The following is a 17,985-nucleotide window of genomic DNA, read 5'->3' as shown; positions in this document are numbered from 1 at the left end:
GAAGTACAGGCAGCCTCCGGCCAGTTCAGACCGTGACCTCGGCCGTCACCTCGCCGTCGGCGAATTCCAGCCGCAGGGGCGTGCCGGGGCGCAGAGCGGCCGCGCGGGTCACGACCTCGCCGCCCGCGCCGCGCACCAGCGCGTAGCCGCGTGCCAGCGTGCGCCCCGGCGTGAGGCCCAGCGCCTGGCGCATCAGGGCGTCCACCTCCAGCGCTGCGCGGTCGGCGGCGCGCCGGGCGGCGATCCCGGCCCGGTCGTGCGCCCACTCGGCCGCCGCCGCCGCGTCCACGAGGACCTGCGCCGCGTGGGTGCGGATGGTCCGGGCGTCCTCCTGCGCCTGCGCCGCCGCCGCCGCGACGGTCCGCACGATCAGGGCGGCGGCCTTGCTCGGCGTGTCGGTGCGCACGCAGGCCACCTCGTCGGGCAGGGTGTCGTCGCGGGCGTGGCCCAGGCCGGTGATGACCGGCGCCGGGAACGTCGCCAGCGCGCGCGCCACCTCCAGGTCGTTGAGCCATGCCAGATCGGTCACGGCCCCGCCTCCCCGGATCACCACCAGGGCGTCGAGCGGGGCCTCGGCGTGAACGGCGCGGGCCTGCGCGATGGCCGCCCCCAGGCTGGCCGCCGCCGCGTGGCCCTGGAAGGTGGCCTCCAGGTACACGAACTGCGTGACTCCGGCGGCTTCCAGCGGATCGGTTTCGCGCCGGAAATCGCCCAGGCCCGCCGCGCCGTCCGGCGAGAGGACCGCCACACGCCCGAAGTCGGTCGGCGGGGGCAGCTGCCGGTTCAGGCCGTAGGACCCCTCGGCGATCAGCTGGGCGCGCAGGGCGTCCAGGCGCAGCGCGGCGTCCCCCAGCGTGAATTCGGGCGAAAGGTCCAGCACGTTGAGCGAGAAGCCGTACTGCGGGTGAAACTCCGGCTGGCAGAACAGCAGCACCTTGAGGCCCGCCGTCAGGTGGCCCCCGGTGGCCCGGCGGAACTTGCCCTCCAGCACGGCGCGCTCGCGGGCCCACAACGTCGCGCGGCACTTGGCGACCTCGCCGCCCTCGCCGAGCTGCACGAGGTCGAGGTACAGGTGCCGCCGGTCGGTCAGGCTGGCGATCTCGGCGCGCACCCACACCGCGCCCGGCACCCCACGCGCGATGACCTGCCCGACATAGGCCAGCACGTCCGCGAGATCGAGGAACTGCTCGGGCGGGCGGGCGACCTCGGCCTTCTTGCGGCTCCGGCGGCCGGCGGTCACAGCCGCGCCCCCAGCAGCCGGCCGAGGGTGGCCGCCCCCAGGCCCAAGGCCACGCTGCCCACCGCGTAGGCCAGCGCCCAGCCTGCCCAGCCGCGCCCCAGCAGCCCGTCGATCTCGGTGCTGAAGGTCGAGAAGGTCGTGAAGGCCCCCAGCACCCCCGTGCCGAAGGCCACGCGCGCCGCCTCGGGCCACACGCCCCGGCCCACGAGCGCCAGCGTGAGCCCCAGCAGAAAGGACCCCAGCACGTTGATGCCCAGCACGGCCAGGGGCAGTCCCGTGCGGGTGGTCAGGGGCAGCGCCGCCAGCACGACCCCCTGGCGCAGGGCCGCACCCAGCGCCCCGCCCGCGAGCAGCCACAGCCACAGCGACAACTTCATGCGCGCAGGATAGGGGGACAGGGCGCGGGGGATGGTGGGCCAGGGAGCCGGCCCCCCGGGCGTCTCCTCCATCTCCTTCCCAGGCCGCGCGGATAGCATGGGCGGCGATGATCCGTGCCAAGCGTCTGGACAATGGGCAGGACCTAGAGTGGACCGGCCAGTCGGAGGGAATCTGGGTGGACGCCCACGACCCCACCCCCGAGGAACTCGCGCGCCTGCGCGCCGCCTTTCCCCTCAACCGGCTGGCCCTGGAGGACGCCCTGGAACGCGGTCACTGGTCCCGCGCCGAGCAGTACCCCGAGCACGCGTTCATCACGGTGCGCAGCTTCACGCGGCCCGCCGACCCCGACGAATTCACCGAGCGCATGAGCCTGTTCGTCTTTCCGCACGCGGTCCTGAGCCTGAGCCACACCGGCACGCTGGCCCTGACGGCCGTGTGGGACCTCGTGGGCCGCGAGAGCGTGAATACGGCGCAGGAGGTGACCTACGAACTGCTCGACGCCACGGCCGACACCTTCTTCCAGCTCGGCGACGCGCTGGAGGGGCGGGTCGAGGCGCTCGAGGAACAGGTGTTCCGTGACCAGCGCAGCAACCCGGTGGGGCCGGTCTTCGAACTCAAGCACCTGCTGGGGCAGGCGCGGCGGCTGGCGAGCGAGGCCCGCGAGGCGACCGCGCTGCTGGGCCGCCACGCCAACGGCACGAGCGCCGACCTCGTGCGCTACCGCGACGTGCAGGACAGCTTCACGCGCGTGAGCAGCCGCCTCGACGGCCTGCGCGACTTCCTGACCAGCCTGCTCGACCTGCACCTGAACCTCCAGAGCCAGCGCATGAACGAGGTGATGCGCACCCTGACGGCCGTGAGCGTCATCTTCCTGCCGCTGACCTTCCTCGCGGGCGTGTGGGGCATGAACTTCGAGCACATGCCCGAACTCAAGAGCCCCTACGGCTACCTGTTCGCGTGGCTGAGCTTCGCGGCGGTCGGGGGCGTGCTGGCGGTGTACTTCAAGCGCCGGGGCTGGTGGTGAACCGGGCCTGACGGCCGGGGCCTAGAGACGCGGCAGCAGCGTCACGACCACCGCGATGGTGACCACCGAGGCCAGGGTCGAGAGCAGCACCACGCCCGCCACGGTCTCGGTGTCGCCGCCGTACTCGCGGCCCAGCAGCAGGGCGTTGACGGCCGTGGGCATCCCCGCCGAGAGGACCAGTACCGCCAGCGCCCCGTGCTGGAGCCCGGCGAGCGTGCCCACCCCCAGCGCAATGAGCGGCCCGCCCAGGAGCCGCGCCGCCGTCGCCAGCCACAGCCGCCCGTGTAGCCGGGGCCAGCCCCCCGCGCCCAGTTGCAGGCCCAGCGACAGCAGCACCATCGGCAGGGTCGCCTGCGACAGCAGCTCGACGCCGCGCGACACGCCCGCCGGTACGGGCAGGTGCAGCAGCCGCCACGCCAGCGCCACGAGCGCCACCGTGATGGCCGGCAGCCGGAACAGGGTCCGGAGCAGGCCGCCCAGCCCCCTAGCGGCCGCGCCACCGTACAGGAGCGGCCCGACCACATACATGCCGATAAACGACATCAGGAACAGCAGCGTGGCCCGGTCGAAGCCCGCCTTGCCGAAAGCGAACAGGGCGATGGGCAGTCCCATGTTGCCGCTGTTCCAGATGCCCACGCTGGCCGCGAGGCTGCGCTGCTCGGGGCGGGGGCGGCCCACCCCGCACAGCCACCCCAGCCCCACGCACAGCACGAGCACGCCCAGGTACGCCGCGCCGAGTTGCAAGGCCTCGGCGGCGCGCACGGGCGTGGTCAGGACGGTATTGAGGACCAGCGCCGGGCTAAGCAGGTACAGCGTGATCCGCGAGATGGTGGCCTGGTCGATGGGCAGGCGCGACGAGAGCAGCGCCCCCAGCCCCGCCACCAGAATCACCGGAAAGAGGACGGTGCCGAGCGCCTGGAGCATGCCGCCCATGCTCGCACGGGGGACGCGCGCAGAACTGCCCGTGGGTGGGGAACAGGCCCCAGCAACGGCCTTCCCCCACCCACGCGCGGTCCTTACAGCGCTTCGAGCATCAGGCGGTCGGGGTTCTCCAGCAGGCGGATGACCTCCTTGCAGAAGCGGGCGGCCTCGGCCCCGTCCACGAGGCGGTGGTCGAAGGACAGCGAGAGGTACATCATGTGCGCCACGACGATGTTGTCGTCCTCATCGACAATCGGCCGCTTGACGATGCTGTGCACGCCCAGGATCGCCGCGTCGGGTACGTTGATGATCGGGAAGGAGAACAGCGCCCCGATGGACCCGATGTTGGTGATGCTGAACGTACTGCCCGCCAGTTCGTCGGGGGCGAGCTTGCCCGATTGCGCGCGCCCGGCGAGGTCGGTGACTTCGCGCGCGAGGTCGAAGATGCTCTTGTGGTTCACGTCGCGCAGCACCGGTACGGTGAGGCCCGCGTCGGTCGCCACCGCCATGCCGAGGTTGTAGTAGCGCTTCTGCACGATCTCGCCCGTCGCCTCGTCGAAAGACGTGTTCAGGCTGGGATATTTGCGCAGCGCGGTCGCCACCGCCCGGAAGATGAAGGGCAGGTACGACAGCCGCACGCCCGCCGCCTGCGCGTCGTCCTTGACGCGGGCGCGGAACTCGACGAGGCGGGTCAGGTTGACCTCGTCCACCGTCAGGGTGCGCACGGTGTAGAGGTGCGAGGCCTGCATCTGGGTGCTGATCGCCCGGCGCATGCCGCGCAGGGGCACGCGGTCTTCGAGGTGCTCGTAGCCCTTGGGCGTGCGGTACTGCGCGGGGGGCACAGGCAGGCCGCCGCTCGCCGGGGTGCGGGGCGCGGGCTGGGGTGCAGCCGGGGCAGGCGCGGGAGCCTGGGCCACCGCCGGGGCGGCGGGCGCAGGAGCAGCGGCCTGCGGCCTGCCCACCTCGCTGTGGGCCAGCACGTCCTGCACGCGAATGCGGCCGTTGGGACCGCTGCCGCCGACCGCGGCCAGGTCCACCCCGAGTTCGCGGGCCAGCTGACGCGCGGCGGGCACGGCCAGCACCCGGCCGTCGGCCCGCGCGGGCGCGGCGGCCACCGGCCCGCGCTCCAGCACGCCCGTGCCGGCGGTACTGGACCCCGGCGCGCCGCTGCCGCTGCGGCTTCCCAGGCCCTGCACCTTGACCTGCTCGTCGCTGGCGAAGGCCTTGAACAGGCTGGCCGAGTCGTCGTCCGCCTGGGGCAGGTGCGTCGCCTCGACGATGCTGCCGCCGACCTGCTCGCGCTCCTCCTGGGCCTGGGGGGGCAGGGCGTCGGCGGCCGGGTTGCCCGCGCTGTCCTGAATCGCCTGGGTGGCGCTGGGCTGAGCCGAGCTGGCGGCGCCCCCCTCGTCAATCACGGCGATGGCCGCGTGGACCGCCACCACGTCGCCTTCCTGCGCGAGCCGCTTGTGCAGCACGCCCGCGACCGGGCTGGGCAGTTCGACGGTCACCTTGTCGGTCATGACCTCGCACAGGGGCTGTTCCAGAGCGATGTCGTCACCCTCCGCGACCAGCCATTTCAGGATTTCACCCTCGACCACACTTTCGGCAAGTTCGGGCAGCAGCACTTCTTTCATAGGAAACCTCGTTGTGGATATGGACAGGAGCCCGCTAACGCAGCCAGAAGGCGCGGATCAGGCCGTAGACGAACAGCAGCGCCCCCAGCGCCTGAATCCAGCGCTCGCCCCCGCTCCGGCCGTACACCCAGGCCCCCGCGCCCAGCAGCGCGAACAGGGCGCCGATGAGCAGGCTCTGCCAGGGCTCGGCGAGGCGGTTGGCCAGGGCGTACAACCCGAACCCGATGAGCAGGCCCAGAATGCTCAGGACGGGACGCGGCAACTCGAACTTCATGCTTCAGGCTACGGGATCAGTAGTTCAGCGCACGGACGCAGGCCGCCGCGATGCGGTTGGGCCCCGGCAGGTACACCTTGTCCTGCACGTAGGGATACGGCGTGTCGAAACCCGCGACCTGCACCACGGGGGCCAGCAACGAGTCGAAGGCCTGCTCCTGGATCACGTAGGCCACCTCGCCCATGAAATTGGCGGTGCGCGGCGCCTCGCTGACCAGCACGGCGCGGCCGGTCTTCTCGACGCTCGCCAGCACCTTGTCGCGGTCCCAGGGCACCAGCGAGCGCAGGTCGATGACCTCCACGCTCACGCCCTCGGCCGCCAGCGCGTCGGCGGCCTTTTCCAGGTCGGTCATCACGCCGCCGTAACCGATGAGCGAGAGGTCGCGGCCCTCCCGGCGCACGGCCGCCTCGCCGATCTTCACGGTGAAGTCGTGGCCCGGCACCTCGCCGCGCGCCGCGCGGTACAGCCGCTTGGGCTCGAAGAAGATCACCGGGTCCTCGCCCCGGATGGCCGCCTTGAGCAGCCCCTTGGCGTCGTAGGGGGTGCTGGGCATGACCACCTTGAGGCCCGGCGTGTGCGCGTAGTACGCCTCCGGACTCTGCGAGTGGTGGTGCCCGCCCTTGACTCCGCCGCCCGACGGCGTGCGGATCACCAGCGGGGCCGTGAACTGGCCGCCCGAGCGGTAGCGCATCTTGGCCGCCTGGCTGATGATCTGGTCGAAGCCCGGCCCCATGTAGTCCGCGAACTGGATCTCCGCGACCGGGCGCAGGCCACGCACCGCCATGCCCACCGCCGCCCCGACGATGCTCGCCTCGGAGAGCGGGGTGTCGAAGACGCGGTGCTTGCCGAAGCGCTCCTGAAGGCCGGCCGTCGCCATGAACACGCCGCCGCGCGCCCCCACGTCCTCCCCGAACAGCACGACGCGCTCGTCGCGCGCCAGTTCCTCGGCCAGCGCCTCGGTCACGCCCTGGATGAGGTTGATGGTACGCGGCCCGGTCCCCTGCCCCTCCTCTCCCCTGCCCTGGGCCTCCCGCACCTGCGGCTCCTGCGTGGCGGTCATGCGCGGCCCCCGTTGTGGTGCGTGTGCTCGGCGCGCAGCTCGCGCTCCTGCTCGCGCAGATGCACGGGCAGGTCGGCGTACACGTCCTCGAACACGATGCGCCAGTCGGGCTGGCCGGTCGCCTCGGCGCGGCGCACCTCCTCGTCCACCTCGCGGTGGGTGCGGGCGATCAGCTCGGCGCGCTCGGCGGCGTCCACCGGGTGCCCCAGGTGCGAGAGCAGCGCCTCGACGCGGGTGATGGGGTCGCGCCCCAGCCACTCCTGCACCTCCTCGCGGGTGCGGTAGCTCTTTTCGGCGTCGGCGTCGGCGTTGCTGTGCGACCCCACGCGGTAGGTCAGGCACTCGACCAGGGCGGGGCCGTTGCCGGCGCGTACCCACTCGGCGGCGTGCGTGCAGACCTCGATGACGGCCACGATGTCGTTGCCGTCCACATAGAAACCCGGCATCCCGTAGGCCTTCGCCTTGATGTGGATGTTCTCGCTGGCCGTCTGGGCCTTGAGATTGGTGCTGATGGCCCACTGGTTGTTCTCGCACACGAACAGGCACGGCGCCTGCGCCGCCCCGGCCATGTTCAGGCCCGCGTGCCAGTCGCCCTCGCTGGTGGCCCCGTCCCCGAAGGTCGTGACCGTGATCTCGTCGGTGCCCAGGTACTTCTGGGCCATCGCGTTGCCGGCGGCGGGCGGCACCTGCGAGGCGATGCTGGAGCTGATGGACACGAAATTCTGGGCGCGCGCCGCGAAATGGTGCGGCATCTGGCGGCCGCGCGAGGTGTCCGAGTTGGTGCCCAGGCACTGGCTCAGCAGTTCGAACATGGGCACGCCCATCGCCAGACCGAGCGTGTGGTCGCGGTAATACGGCCACACCCAGTCGTGGCCCACGCGGATGCTGCTCGCCAGGCCTACCTGGGTCGCCTCCATGCCGCTCGACTGGGCATAGAAGGTCGTGCGGCCCTGGCGCAGCAGGGTGATGAGTTTGCGGTCGAATTCACGGGCGCGCAGCATCAGGGCATGCAGCTCACGCAGGCGCCCGGGAGTAAAGGCAGGCGGCAGGGGCCGCAGCGGCACGCCGTCTTCCGCGACGTAGCGGATCGGCTCGGGAGTAAAGGGCTGGATCATGAGGATAGAGGCCTCCGGAAACGGGGGCGCGGACAGCCGCCGTGCGGCCCCGCTTCCCCGGCAAGAATCTGTCTAGCTAACGCTCGTTAGGTATTTTAGGGGCAGAAGCGTGAAGACTCTGGTTGTCCGGCTTGGGTGGACATCTGGCCGGTGCCTCGTCCGCGACCTGCCTCACGCTGCGCCCAGGCCACGCCCGGTACACTGGGAGGGTTATGAGCGGCTGGAACGTCATTGTCATCGGTGGGGGCCACGCGGGCCTCGAAGCGGCGTGGGCCGCCGCGAAGTTCTCGCGCGTGGCGCTGCTGATCGGCAACCCGGCCACGGTGGGCCGCATGCCCTGCAATCCGGCGGTCGGCGGCCCCGGCAAGAGCCAGCTCGTGTTCGAGGTGCAGGCCCTCGGCGGCCTGATGGGCCGGCTGGCCGACGACACGGCGATCCACACCCGCGTCCTGAACGCGAGCAAGGGGCCGGCGGTGCAGTCCCTGCGGGTCCAGAACGAACGCGACGCCTATGCCGAGCGCGCCCAGGACGTAATCTTCGGGCAGCCCGACATCGAGATCGTGCGCGGCGAGGCGGCCGACCTGGAAAGCGACGGGCGCGGCGGCTGGACCGTGGTCACGACCGACGGGCGGCGCCTACAGGCCCGCAGCGTGGTCGTCGCGGCCGGCACCTTCATGCGCGGCGTGACCTGGTACGGCCGCCACTCGCGCCCCGAGGGCCGGCAGGGCGAGCCGCCCTCGCGCTTCCTCTCGGCGCCGCTGGCCCGCGCCGGGCACGTCCTCAAGCGCTACAAGACGGGCACCCCTCCCCGCGTGCGGGCCGACTCAGTGCGCTTCGGCGACCTGCTGGAGATTCCGGCCGACCCACAGCCGCGCGGCTTCACCGGCCGCCCCGGCCCCCGCGCCGCCGAGTCCCCCACCTGGCAGACCCACACCACCGCCGAGACGCACCGGCTCATCCAGGAGAACCTCCACGAGTCACCCATGTACGCCGGCGACATCGAGGGCCTGGGGCCGCGCTACTGCCCGAGCATCGAGGACAAAGTCGTGAAGTTCGCGCACCACGACCGCCACCTGCTGTTCGTCGAGCCCGACGGCGTGCAGACGAGCGAGGTGTACCTCCAGGGCTTCAGCTCCTCGATGCCCCCCAAATTGCAGGACCAGCTCGTGCGCACCCTGCCGGGCTTCGAGCAGGCCGTGGTGCAGCGCTACGCCTACGCCGTCGAGTACGACGTGGTGGACTCGACCGAGCTGACCCTGAATCTGGAATCGCGCGTCATGCCGGGCGTCTTCACGGCGGGCCAGATCAACGGGACCAGCGGTTACGAGGAAGCGGCGGCGCAGGGCCTCGTCGCGGGCACGGCGGCGGCGCGGCGCTCGCTGGGCCTGGACGAACAGTTCATTGGCCGCGAGACAGGCTATCTGGGTGTGCTCCTCGACGATCTGGTGTTCAAGGGCAGCGACGAGCCGTACCGCATGATGACCAGCCGCGTCGAACACCGCCTGCTGGTGCGCCAGGACAACGCCGATGAGCGGATGACCCCGCCGGGGCACACGCTGGGGCTGGTCGGGGACACCGAACTGGCCCGCGTGCAGGCCAAGTACGCGCGGGTCGAGGCCGGCAGCGAGGCGCTGCGCCGCCAGCGGGCCGGCGGTCAGACCGGCGACGCGTGGCTACGCCGCCCCGAATTTGCCCTGGCCGATGTCGAGGCGCTGGGGATCACGCTGCCCGAGTTGAGCGCCGAGGAACGTGAGGCGGTCGAGATCCGGGTGAAGTACGCCGGCTATATCGACCGCGCCCGCCAGCAACTCCGCGCCGAGGAGCGCGCCCGCGACCTCAGCCTACGTGGGGTGAAGTTCGGCGGCATCAGCTCGCTCTCGAACGAGGCCCGCGAAAAGCTCACGCGCCTGCAACCGCAGACGGTGGCGCAGGCCTCGCGTATTTCCGGGGTGCGCCACGCCGACATTAGCGCCCTGCTGGTCCATCTGCGGCAACAGGGTGTTTCACGGGAAACTTGACGGTGAAACAGGAATGTGGGGGCTTCGGCCCTCTTTTTTGTGGCTTGACCGGAGGGCCGTTTCACGGGAAACTTGACGGTGAAACAAGGAGGCGCACACTTGGCGACATTCGAGGAAGGCCTGCTGCTGGGCATCCTGATCGGTGAAGGGCACTTCGGCGGGGACGGTAAGCAACCCCAGGTGACGGTGCGGATGCACACGCGGCACGAGCGGCTGTTCCAGACGTTACTGGGCCTGTGCCCCGGCTCGAAGCTGTATGGCCCCTACCACCACGGCGGACGGCACTACTATCAGTGGATGGTGCGCGGCGACGTGCTGCGGCAGACGCTGGTGCCGGTGCTGGACCGGCTGCCGCTGGAAGACACGGACGCGCACGTCTACGAACGCTACCAGGACATGAAACGGAGGTACGACTTATGACGCCTGAAGGCGAAACCCTGCTGCTGGACGGGGGACGGGCGCTGGGGCTGGACCTCGCGCCGCACCTGCCCGCCTTTGCCGAACTGCTGCGGCTGCTTCAGGAGGGCAACACCCGCCTGAACCTGACCGCCCTGAAGACCGAGCGCGACATCGTCCTCAAACACTTCATCGACTCGCTGAGCTGCCTGCGCGGCGGCGATCTGGGCGAGGAAGGTCTGGTGCTCGACCTGGGCACGGGCGCGGGCTTTCCCAGCCTGCCGCTCGCCATCGTACGGCCGGGGCTGGACCTCGTGCCCCTGGACTCCATCGGCAAGAAGATCCGCTTCGTGGAGGAGACGGCGCAGTCCCTGGGCCTGAAGAACGTGCGCCCGCAGGTGGGCCGCGCCGAGACCCTGGGCCGCCAGGACGAGCACCGGGGCCAGTATGACCGGGTGGTGGCCCGCGCGGTCGCGGCGCTGCCTATCCTGGCCGAGCTGGCGCTGCCGCTGCTGCGGGTCGGCGGGCGGCTGGTGGCCCAGAAGGGGCCGATCACCGACGAGGAACTGCGTGCCGGGCAGCGGGCGGCGGGCGAGGTCGGCGGGCAGGTGCAGGCGGTGGACGCCTTCAAGCTGCCCCTCTCGGGAGACGCGCGCACCCTGATCGTGGTCACGAAAACCCGGCCCACCCCGGCGAAGTACCCCCGGCGCGAAGGCATACCGAACGCGCAGCCCTTATTCTGGACGGCGAAGTGAAACGGCCTGCACGGACGGTGTGCCCATGAAGACCCTGGGCGTGGTGAATCAGAAAGGCGGCGTCGGCAAGACGACCACCGCCGTCAACCTGGGGGCCTATCTGGCCGCAGGCGGCAAGAGGGTGCTGCTGCTGGACATGGACCCACAGGGCAACGCGACCAGTGGCCTGGGCCTGCGCGGCGCCGCCCACGGCCTGTACGAGGCGCTGGGTGAACCGGCCCGCGCCGCCGAATTCACGCTGGGCACCAGCCAGCCGGGCCTGGACGTGCTGCCCGCCACCCCCGACCTCGCGGGCGCGGGCGTGGAACTGGCCGACGACCCCGACGCCCTGGCGCGGCTGCTCGCCAGCCTGAGCGGCTACGACCTCGTGCTCGTGGACGCGCCGCCCAGCCTGGGGCCCCTCACGGTGAACGTACTGGCGGCGGCCGACGCGCTGCTCATCCCGCTTCAGGCCGAGTATTACGCGCTGGAGGGCCTCGCGGGCCTGATGGAGACGGTCGAGCGGGTGCAGGGCGGCCTCAACCCCCGGCTGAAGGTGCTGGGCGTCATCCTGACGATGTTCGATGGACGCACCAACCTGGCGCAGGAAGTCGAGACTTCGGTGCGCCAGCACTTCGGAGAGCTGGTCTTCTGGTCGGTCGTGCCGCGCAACGTCCGGCTCTCGGAAGCGCCGAGCTTCGCCAAGCCGATCAACGCCTTCGCGCCACTCTCCAGCGGAGCCGCCGCCTACAAACGCCTGAGCGAGGAGGTGATGCAGCGTGTCGAAAAAATCTAGCCTGGGGCGTGGCCTCGACGCCCTGCTCAGCCGACCGGCGGCCGAGGCGGGTACGCCCGACCCTGTGGGGCAGGGTCTGAACGTCCAGACCCTCAAAATCGAACGGATCGCGCAGGCGGCCTATCAGCCCCGGCAGGTCTTCGCACCCGAGGCGTTGGCCGAACTGGCGCAGAGCATCCGCGAGAAGGGCGTACTGCAACCGCTGCTCGTGCGCCCGCGCGGCGACGCCTTCGAGATCGTGGCGGGCGAGCGCCGCTGGCGGGCCAGCCAGCTCGCGGGCCTCACCGAGCTGCCGGTCATCATCCGCGACCTGGGCGACCGCGAGGCGCTGGAAATCGCCATCGTGGAGAACCTTCAGCGCGAGGACCTGGGACCGCTGGAAGAGGCGCGGGCGTATCAGGCCCTGCTGGAACAGGGGCTAAACCAAGAGGGCGTGGCGCAGGCCGTCGGCAAGGGCCGCAGCACCGTCGCCAATGCATTGCGGCTGCTGACGCTGCCCGCCGAGGCCCTGCAAGCCCTGGACGCCGGCGAGATCAGCGCCGGGCACGCGCGGGCCATCCTGGCGCAGCCGGAAGGCGACCGGGCCTGGGCGCTGGACCAGATCCGCAGCCGCAGCCTGAATGTGCGCGGGGCCGAGGCCCTGAAGCGCGAGGTGCCCGAATCCCGGCCCATCGCCGTCAAGCCGCCGCGCACCTACCGGCAGCTGGAACTCGACCTCAGCCGCCGCACCGGGACCAAGGTGCGCATCACCGGCGAGGACAAGGGCCGCATCGAGCTGAACTATGGTTCGCGAGAGGAACTCGACCGCATCCTGGATCTGCTGGGCTACGCCGCCGAGTAGGCGAACAGGGGAGGGGCCAGGAGCATGTCGCGTCCCGGCCCCTCCCCTTGGCTTTACTTCTTGGTGCCGACCCGGAAGATGTTGGGCCAGGGCCGGTAGCTGCTCTTGAGCACGTCCTGCTTGAAGGCCTTGCCGTCCCGCACGAAGCTGCGCGTGACCTCGATGACGGCCCCCGGCGCGGCCCAATCCACCTGCTGGCGCTGTCCGGCGGGCATGGAGGCGTCGTAGATGAGACGGTCGGCGGGCGACGGCGTGGATTTCAGGGTACGCGGCGCGCCGATGCTGACCGTAAAGTCCCGGGGACGCCCGAAGACGTGAACGGTGAGCACTGAGGACTCGTCGTCCCAGTCGGTCTGGAACCACAGCGCGCCGCCGGAGTCGTTGGTGAACTTGAGGTCCAGCGTGGGCTGGTAGATGGTCGCGTCGAGGCCCTGCGGATCGTAGTAGTGCACCTGATACGAGTGGTTCTGGCGCTGCACGATGGGCAGGCCGGCGCCGTACAGCGCACGGAACACGGTCGTGCTCACCTGACAGATGCCGCCGCCTACGCCGGTCGCCGTCTGGTCCCCGGCGATGACCAGTCCCGGGACATATCCGTTGCGGGCACTGACCGGGCCGATAAGCGCGTTGAAGGACACCGCGCGCCCCTCGACCAGCCGGTCCTGGAAATTGCGCGCCCCGACGTGGATGTTGGTCACGCGGGCAGCGCTGCTGCCGTAGTAGCTCGTCTGGCCGGTGGCGTAGTAGGCGGTGACGCCACGCGACATGAAGAAGTCGAGGGTGCGTTTGGGCGCGGTCTGCCCGGTCACGACCACGTTCGCCTGCACGCCGCGCGGGTCTTTGAGCGCCGCGAGCACCGCCGCGCGGGTGGCCGCGCGGTCCACCGTCAGGGCGTTGCGCTGCACGACGGCCCAGCCGTCCCCGACCGGCTCGAAGCGGGCGTCGCGCGCCGGGCCGGACACCGAAGCCACGAAGCGGGTCAGGTCGGCGTCCAGACTTTCGGTGATGGTCCCCTTGGCGCGGAGTTGCGCCATGCGTGGCCCCGGGATCGAGAGGGTCTGCACGAAGGGAACGGTGGTCTTTTTGCCGTCCACGATGGCGGGCAGCGCCGCCTTGACCGAAATGAGCAGCGGCGCGCTGACCACCGGCCGCGTAGGCGCCGGTTTGGGGGCCGCAGGAGCAGGGGTGACCGGGGCGGGCACCTCCGGGGTCGGCGTGGCGGGGGCCGGGGTAGGGGCTGGCGTCGGCGTGACCGGAGCCGGCGTCTCCGGTGTGGGCGTGACCGGCACCTCGGGCCCCGTCGGCGTGGGCGTGGGGCTGACGGGGGGCTGGACCGGGACGGCCGGAATCTGGGCTGGGGTGGCCGGGGCCGCCGGGGTCTGGGTCTGGGCGACGGCGATCTGGGCCGGACCGAGCGCGAGCAGGGCACCCAGCAGGGCGCGGTGGAGGCTCTTCATCGTGCCGCAGTATCCCACGCGCCTGCGCCCACACCATGAACGGCGGCTGACCGCCGGGGCCAGCCGCTTCATGAACGGGGGGCGCTTCAGGCCGGGCGCAGGTCGCGCGTGCCGAGCTGCTGCTCGATCTCCGCGACCGCCAGCAGGGCGTGGTGCCGCCCGTTTTCGATGAACACCTGGTTGGTGCGCCCCGCGAAGCCCGCCGAGCCGACCACGAACAGGCCGGGCACGCTGCTCTGATAGTGCTCGTCGAGGACCAGGCACTCGTCGGGCTGCGTGGCGAGGTCCAGACCCGCCAGGAAGGACAGGTCCGGGCGGTAGCCGGTCAGGGCGAAGGTGAAGTCGGTGGGCAGCTCCCAGGTGGTGCCGTCCTCGCGCTGCACCCGCACGTGCTCGGGGTGGATCTCGACGACGCGCGAGTTGAAGTGCGCCGTGATGCTGCCCTCCTTGATGCGGTTTTCCAGGTCCGGGCGCACCCAGTATTTGATGGTGCTCTTGAGTTCGGGGGCGCGCACGACCATCGTGACCTTCGCGCCGCCGCGCCACAGGTCCAGCGCCGCGTCGGCCGCCGAGTTGCCCGCCCCGATCACGGTGACGTTCAGGCCCATGAAGGGGTGGGCCTCGGTGTAGTAGTGGCTGACGTTCTCGGAGTCCTCGCCGGGGATGCCCAGGCCCAGCGGGTTGTCGTAGTAGCCGGTCGCCACGACCACGCGCCGGGCCTCGACCACGCCGGGGGTACCGTCGCGCCGCTCGATCTCCAGCGTGAAACCGGCGGGCGCGGCGTGGACCTTCGTCACCTCGGTGTACTGCTCGACCTTCAGTTCCTCGCGCTGGGTCACGAGGCGGTAGTACATCAGCGCGTCGCGGCGGTCGGGCTTGTCGTGGCCGGTGACCATCGGGTGATTGCCGATTTCCAGTTCGGGGGCGGTCGTGAAAAAGCCCATGTAGGTCGGGTACTCGAAGATCGCGTTCACCACGCAGCCCTTTTCCAGCACCACGTAACTCAGGCCCGCACGTTTGCAGGCGATGGCGGCGGCCAGCCCGACCGGCCCGGCCCCGACGATGGCGACGTCCAGAAGCGTACTCATGGGGCCATTGTGTCAGGGCGGGGGGCGGATAAACGTAAGGTGGACGGAAAGTCGGCCGGGCCTTTACGGCTTTTCTTGACCGCGTTCCAAACCGGGCCGGGGCAGGCCGGGGCAGGGGATACTCGGAGGCAGTATCCGTGGGCCGTGTCTTTCAGGCGTTCCAGATGACCCACGGCCCAGGAGAATTGCCATGACGAACCTGACTGCCCCGCCCACCTCCGCCCCGCTGCCCCGCATCATCCAGGGCGGCATGGGCGTCGCCATCTCGGACTGGGGACTGGCCCAGGCGGTGTCGCGCACGGGGCAGCTCGGCGTGGTTTCGGGCACCGGCATCGACAACGTGCTCGTGCGCCGCCTCCAGGACGGCGACCCCGGCGGCCACGTCCGGCGCGCGCTGGAGCATTACCCCGACCGGGACGCGGCGGCGGCCGCCCTGAAGACCTATTTCCTGCCGGAAGGCCGCGCCTCGGAACAGCCCTACAAGCGTGTGCCGCTGCCCAGCCTCGCCAGCCACCGCACCGCCTGGAGTCTGGCGGTCATGGGCGGCTTCGTCGAGGTGTGGCTGGCGCGCGAGGGCCACGCCAACCCGGTCGGCGTGAACCTGCTCACCAAGTTGCAGATGCACACCCTGCCCTCGCTGTACGGCGCGGTGCTGGCCGGGGTGGACACGGTGATCATGGGCGCGGGTATTCCGCGCGAGATTCCCGGCGTGCTGGACAACTTCGCCCAGGGCAAGCCCGGCTCGGTGCGCCTGGACGTGAAGGAGGCCGAGAACGGCGGTCCGCTCCTCACCTTCGACCCGGCCGAGTACGGCTTCGGCGGAGTGACGCTGGCGCGGCCGAAGTTCTACCCCATCGTGACCTCGCACGTGCTGGCGGGTGTGCTGGCGCGCAAGGCGAGCGGATCCATCGAGGGCTTCATCATCGAGGGGCCGACCGCCGGGGGTCACAACGCCCCGCCGCGCGGGCAGGTCACCTACGACGAGCTGGGCCAGCCGGTCTACGGCGAGCGCGACATGGCCGACCTCGCCGAGATGCGCAAGCTCGACCGGCCCTTCTGGCTGGCGGGCAGCTACGGCAGCCCCGAGGCGCTGCAGTCGGCGCTGGACCAGGGCGCGGCCGGGGTGCAGCTCGGCACGCTGTTCGCCTTCTGCGCCGACTCGGGCATGCGCGACGAGCTGCGCACGCGGGTGCAGCGCCGCGCCCACGAGGACCGCCTGACGGTCTTCACGGACCCGCTGGCCTCACCCACCGGCTTTCCCTTCAAGGTGGCGCAGCTGCCCGGCACGCTGGCTGAGGAGGAGCTGTACCAGGCCCGGACCCGCATCTGCGACGTGGGCTACCTGCGCGAGGCCGCCGAGGTGGAAGGCAAGGTCGTGCTGCGCTGCCCCGCCGAGCCGGTGGACGCCTTCCTGAGCAAGGGCGGCAAGCTGGAAAACACCGTGGGCCGCAAGTGCCTGTGCAACGCCCTGCTGGCCGACGCCGGCTACGCCCAGATCCAGAAGGGCGGCCTGACCGAGCTGCCGCTGGTCACGAGCGGCGACAGCATCGCGGACGTGCCCAAGTGGCCCGAGGGTTACACCGCCGCCGACGTGATCGACACCCTGCTCGCGGGCGTGCGCCGCCCGGCCCTGAGCGTCTAAGAGCCGAACAGAAGGAGGGGGCCACGGTATGTTCCGTGGCCCCCTCGCCGTTGCCCCCGGATTCAGACCGCCTGGGCTTCCGGCCGCGGCTTGGGGGTACGGCTGCCGGTCAGGACCGCCAGCGCCACCAGGACCATCGCCGCCCCCACGCCGTAGGTCACCCCACCGCCGAAGCGCGAGTAGAGCGCCCCGCCCGACAGCGGCCCCACGATCTGCGAGAGCGAGTTGAAGGCCTGCGACCCGCCCTGCACGCGGCCCTGCGCCTCGTCGGGGGCCGAGAGCGAGAGCAGCGTGCCCAGCGCCGCATTGAAGATGCCCTCGCCCGTGGCGAAGAGCAGCACGCCCAGGTAGGCCAGCGGCGCGGCGGCCAGCGCCGGCAGCAGCGCCAGGCACACCAGCCCGGCAGCCCCCAGGCCCAGGCCCAGCTGCGCCACGCCGCGCTCGCCCAGCCACCTGATGAGGTAAGGGAGCAGCAGCCCCTGCGCCACGATATCGGCCACGCCCACGACCATGAACAGGGTGCTGACCTGCCCCGGCCCCCAGCCCAGCACGTCGCGGGCCAGCAGCGCGTTCGAGACCCCCATGATCGAGAAGGGCACCACGAACAGCACGCTGACCGTCACCAGCCGCCGGATGACCGGGTAGGCCAGCACGCCCCGGAGCTGGAGCAGCGGGTTGAGGTGTGAGGCGTCGAAGGCCGGACGCGGGGCGCTGCGGGCGGCTTCCTTCATCACGAAGGCGCCCCACAGCATGTTCAGTAGGCACACCCCGGCTGCCGCGAACATCGGCGCGCTGAGGCTCAGGTGCGACAGCGCCCCGCCGATGGCCGGCCCGATGATGAAGCCCGCGCCCACCGTCGCGCCGATCTGCCCGAAGATCTTGCCCCGGTCCTCGCGCGAGGTGCTGTCGGCGATGTACCCGAACAGAGCGCTCATGCCGCCCGCCGTGAGGCCGTCGATGGCGCGTCCCAGAAACAGAATCCACAGGCTGCCCCCGATCCCGAACAGCACGTAGCCGATGGCCGACCCCAGCAGCGCGAGCAGCAGCACCGGCTTGCGGCCGTAGGCGTCGCTGAGCGCCCCCATGACCGGCGCGGAGAAGAACGAGAGCAGCGCGAAGCAGGCGGTCAGCCAGCCGATGACCGTCGCCTGGCGGGGCACGTCCGGCACATACTGCGCGACGATGAAAGGCAGCACCGGAAAGACGAGCGTCATGCCGATGGAGAACAGGAACGCGGTCGTCAGCAGGAAGAGGAAGGGCGGACGCTTGGGCACCGCAGCGGACGGGGACGAGGTCTCGGTCATGGGCGCAGCGTAGGTGGACAGGGGAGCGCGGCTCTTGCACAAATGCGACACCGGTCCGCTGCC

17 protein-coding genes are annotated in these 17,985 nt (G+C 71.1%); 7 read left to right on the top strand and 10 right to left on the bottom strand.

Annotated elements, in window-relative coordinates; all coding sequences use genetic code 11:
• Positions 1-25: 25 nt before the first annotated feature.
• Complete coding sequence (xseA, locus tag DGO_RS00470) at positions 26-1,240, bottom strand: exodeoxyribonuclease VII large subunit (RefSeq protein WP_043800366.1); 1,215 nt, start codon at positions 1,238-1,240, stop codon at positions 26-28.
• The gene (locus tag DGO_RS00465) at positions 1,237-1,617 is read right to left on the bottom strand and encodes a fluoride efflux transporter FluC (RefSeq protein WP_043802802.1); all 381 of its coding nucleotides are present in this window, start codon (positions 1,615-1,617) and stop codon (positions 1,237-1,239) included. Before DGO_RS00465 ends, xseA begins: the two co-directional genes overlap by 4 nt.
• A 107-nt stretch (positions 1,618-1,724) precedes the next feature.
• On the opposite strand from DGO_RS00465, the gene DGO_RS00460 reads away from it, so the two are divergent.
• Positions 1,725-2,642: a magnesium transporter CorA family protein gene (locus DGO_RS00460; RefSeq protein WP_014683500.1), complete on the top strand. Its 918-nt coding sequence runs from the start codon at positions 1,725-1,727 to the stop codon at positions 2,640-2,642.
• 21 nt (positions 2,643-2,663) lie between these two features.
• On the opposite strand, the gene DGO_RS00455 is transcribed toward DGO_RS00460, so the two are convergent.
• The 5 genes from DGO_RS00455 to DGO_RS00435 form a co-directional block, all read right to left on the bottom strand.
• Complete coding sequence (locus DGO_RS00455; RefSeq protein WP_226991403.1) at positions 2,664-3,566, bottom strand: AEC family transporter; 903 nt, start codon at positions 3,564-3,566, stop codon at positions 2,664-2,666.
• A gap of 92 nt (positions 3,567-3,658) precedes the next feature.
• On the bottom strand, positions 3,659-5,197 hold the full coding sequence (locus tag DGO_RS00450; protein WP_014683498.1) for a dihydrolipoamide acetyltransferase family protein: 1,539 nt from the start codon (positions 5,195-5,197) through the stop codon (positions 3,659-3,661).
• A 34-nt stretch (positions 5,198-5,231) separates the two neighbouring features.
• On the bottom strand, positions 5,232-5,471 hold the full coding sequence (locus DGO_RS00445) for a hypothetical protein (RefSeq protein WP_014683497.1): 240 nt from the start codon (positions 5,469-5,471) through the stop codon (positions 5,232-5,234).
• Positions 5,472-5,487: 16 nt separating this feature from the next.
• Complete coding sequence (locus DGO_RS00440) at positions 5,488-6,531, bottom strand: alpha-ketoacid dehydrogenase subunit beta (protein WP_014683496.1); 1,044 nt, start codon at positions 6,529-6,531, stop codon at positions 5,488-5,490.
• Positions 6,528-7,646 (bottom strand): thiamine pyrophosphate-dependent dehydrogenase E1 component subunit alpha, encoded by a 1,119-nt coding sequence (locus DGO_RS00435; protein ID WP_014683495.1) that lies wholly within the window; start codon positions 7,644-7,646, stop codon positions 6,528-6,530. Before DGO_RS00435 ends, DGO_RS00440 begins: the two co-directional genes overlap by 4 nt.
• Before the next feature lie 212 nt (positions 7,647-7,858).
• Here DGO_RS00435 and mnmG point away from each other — a divergent pair, with 212 nt between their 5' ends.
• The 5 genes from mnmG (at position 7,859) to parB (ending at position 12,431) form a co-directional block, all read left to right on the top strand.
• Positions 7,859-9,664 carry a tRNA uridine-5-carboxymethylaminomethyl(34) synthesis enzyme MnmG gene (gene mnmG / locus DGO_RS00430; RefSeq protein WP_014683494.1) on the top strand — a complete coding sequence of 602 codons (1,806 nt, stop codon included), beginning with the start codon at positions 7,859-7,861 and terminating at the stop codon, positions 9,662-9,664.
• Positions 9,665-9,763: 99 nt separating this feature from the next.
• Positions 9,764-10,084: a hypothetical protein gene (locus DGO_RS00425; RefSeq protein ID WP_014683493.1), complete on the top strand. Its 321-nt coding sequence runs from the start codon at positions 9,764-9,766 to the stop codon at positions 10,082-10,084.
• Positions 10,081-10,815, top strand: a complete 735-nt coding sequence (rsmG, locus tag DGO_RS00420; protein WP_014683492.1) for a 16S rRNA (guanine(527)-N(7))-methyltransferase RsmG — start codon at positions 10,081-10,083, stop codon at positions 10,813-10,815. The genes DGO_RS00425 and rsmG overlap by 4 nt, the downstream gene beginning before the upstream one ends.
• Positions 10,816-10,840: 25 nt before the next feature.
• Entirely contained in the window at positions 10,841-11,590 is a 750-nt protein-coding gene (locus DGO_RS00415) for a ParA family protein (protein ID WP_014683491.1), read from the top strand.
• Positions 11,574-12,431: a ParB/RepB/Spo0J family partition protein ParB gene (gene parB / locus DGO_RS00410; protein ID WP_014683490.1), complete on the top strand. Its 858-nt coding sequence runs from the start codon at positions 11,574-11,576 to the stop codon at positions 12,429-12,431. The genes DGO_RS00415 and parB overlap by 17 nt, the downstream gene beginning before the upstream one ends.
• A gap of 53 nt (positions 12,432-12,484) precedes the next feature.
• On the opposite strand, the gene DGO_RS00405 is transcribed toward parB, so the two are convergent.
• Both DGO_RS00405 and DGO_RS00400 read right to left on the bottom strand, forming a co-directional pair.
• Positions 12,485-13,888, bottom strand: coding sequence for a VanW family protein (locus DGO_RS00405; protein ID WP_014683489.1), 1,404 nt, complete (start codon positions 13,886-13,888; stop codon positions 12,485-12,487).
• Between the two features lie 86 nt (positions 13,889-13,974).
• On the bottom strand, positions 13,975-14,976 hold the full coding sequence (locus tag DGO_RS00400; protein WP_014683488.1) for a YpdA family putative bacillithiol disulfide reductase: 1,002 nt from the start codon (positions 14,974-14,976) through the stop codon (positions 13,975-13,977).
• Positions 14,977-15,166: 190 nt separating this feature from the next.
• Here DGO_RS00400 and DGO_RS00395 point away from each other — a divergent pair, with 190 nt between their 5' ends.
• Complete coding sequence (locus tag DGO_RS00395; protein WP_050920631.1) at positions 15,167-16,618, top strand: nitronate monooxygenase; 1,452 nt, start codon at positions 15,167-15,169, stop codon at positions 16,616-16,618.
• 62 nt (positions 16,619-16,680) lie between these two features.
• Here DGO_RS00395 and DGO_RS00390 read toward each other — a convergent pair whose 3' ends face one another.
• A complete protein-coding gene (locus DGO_RS00390; RefSeq protein WP_043800360.1) occupies positions 16,681-17,922 on the bottom strand; it encodes a tetracycline resistance MFS efflux pump in 1,242 nt (413 codons plus the stop codon).
• Between the last annotated feature and the right edge of the window lie 63 nt (positions 17,923-17,985).

Origin of the sequence: Deinococcus gobiensis I-0 (assembly GCF_000252445.1) — a bacterium.
Classification (GTDB): Bacteria; Deinococcota; Deinococci; order Deinococcales; family Deinococcaceae; genus Deinococcus; species Deinococcus gobiensis.
The sequence above is the reverse complement of the archived record's forward strand: the minus strand, read 5'-3'. Positions and strand labels throughout refer to the sequence as shown.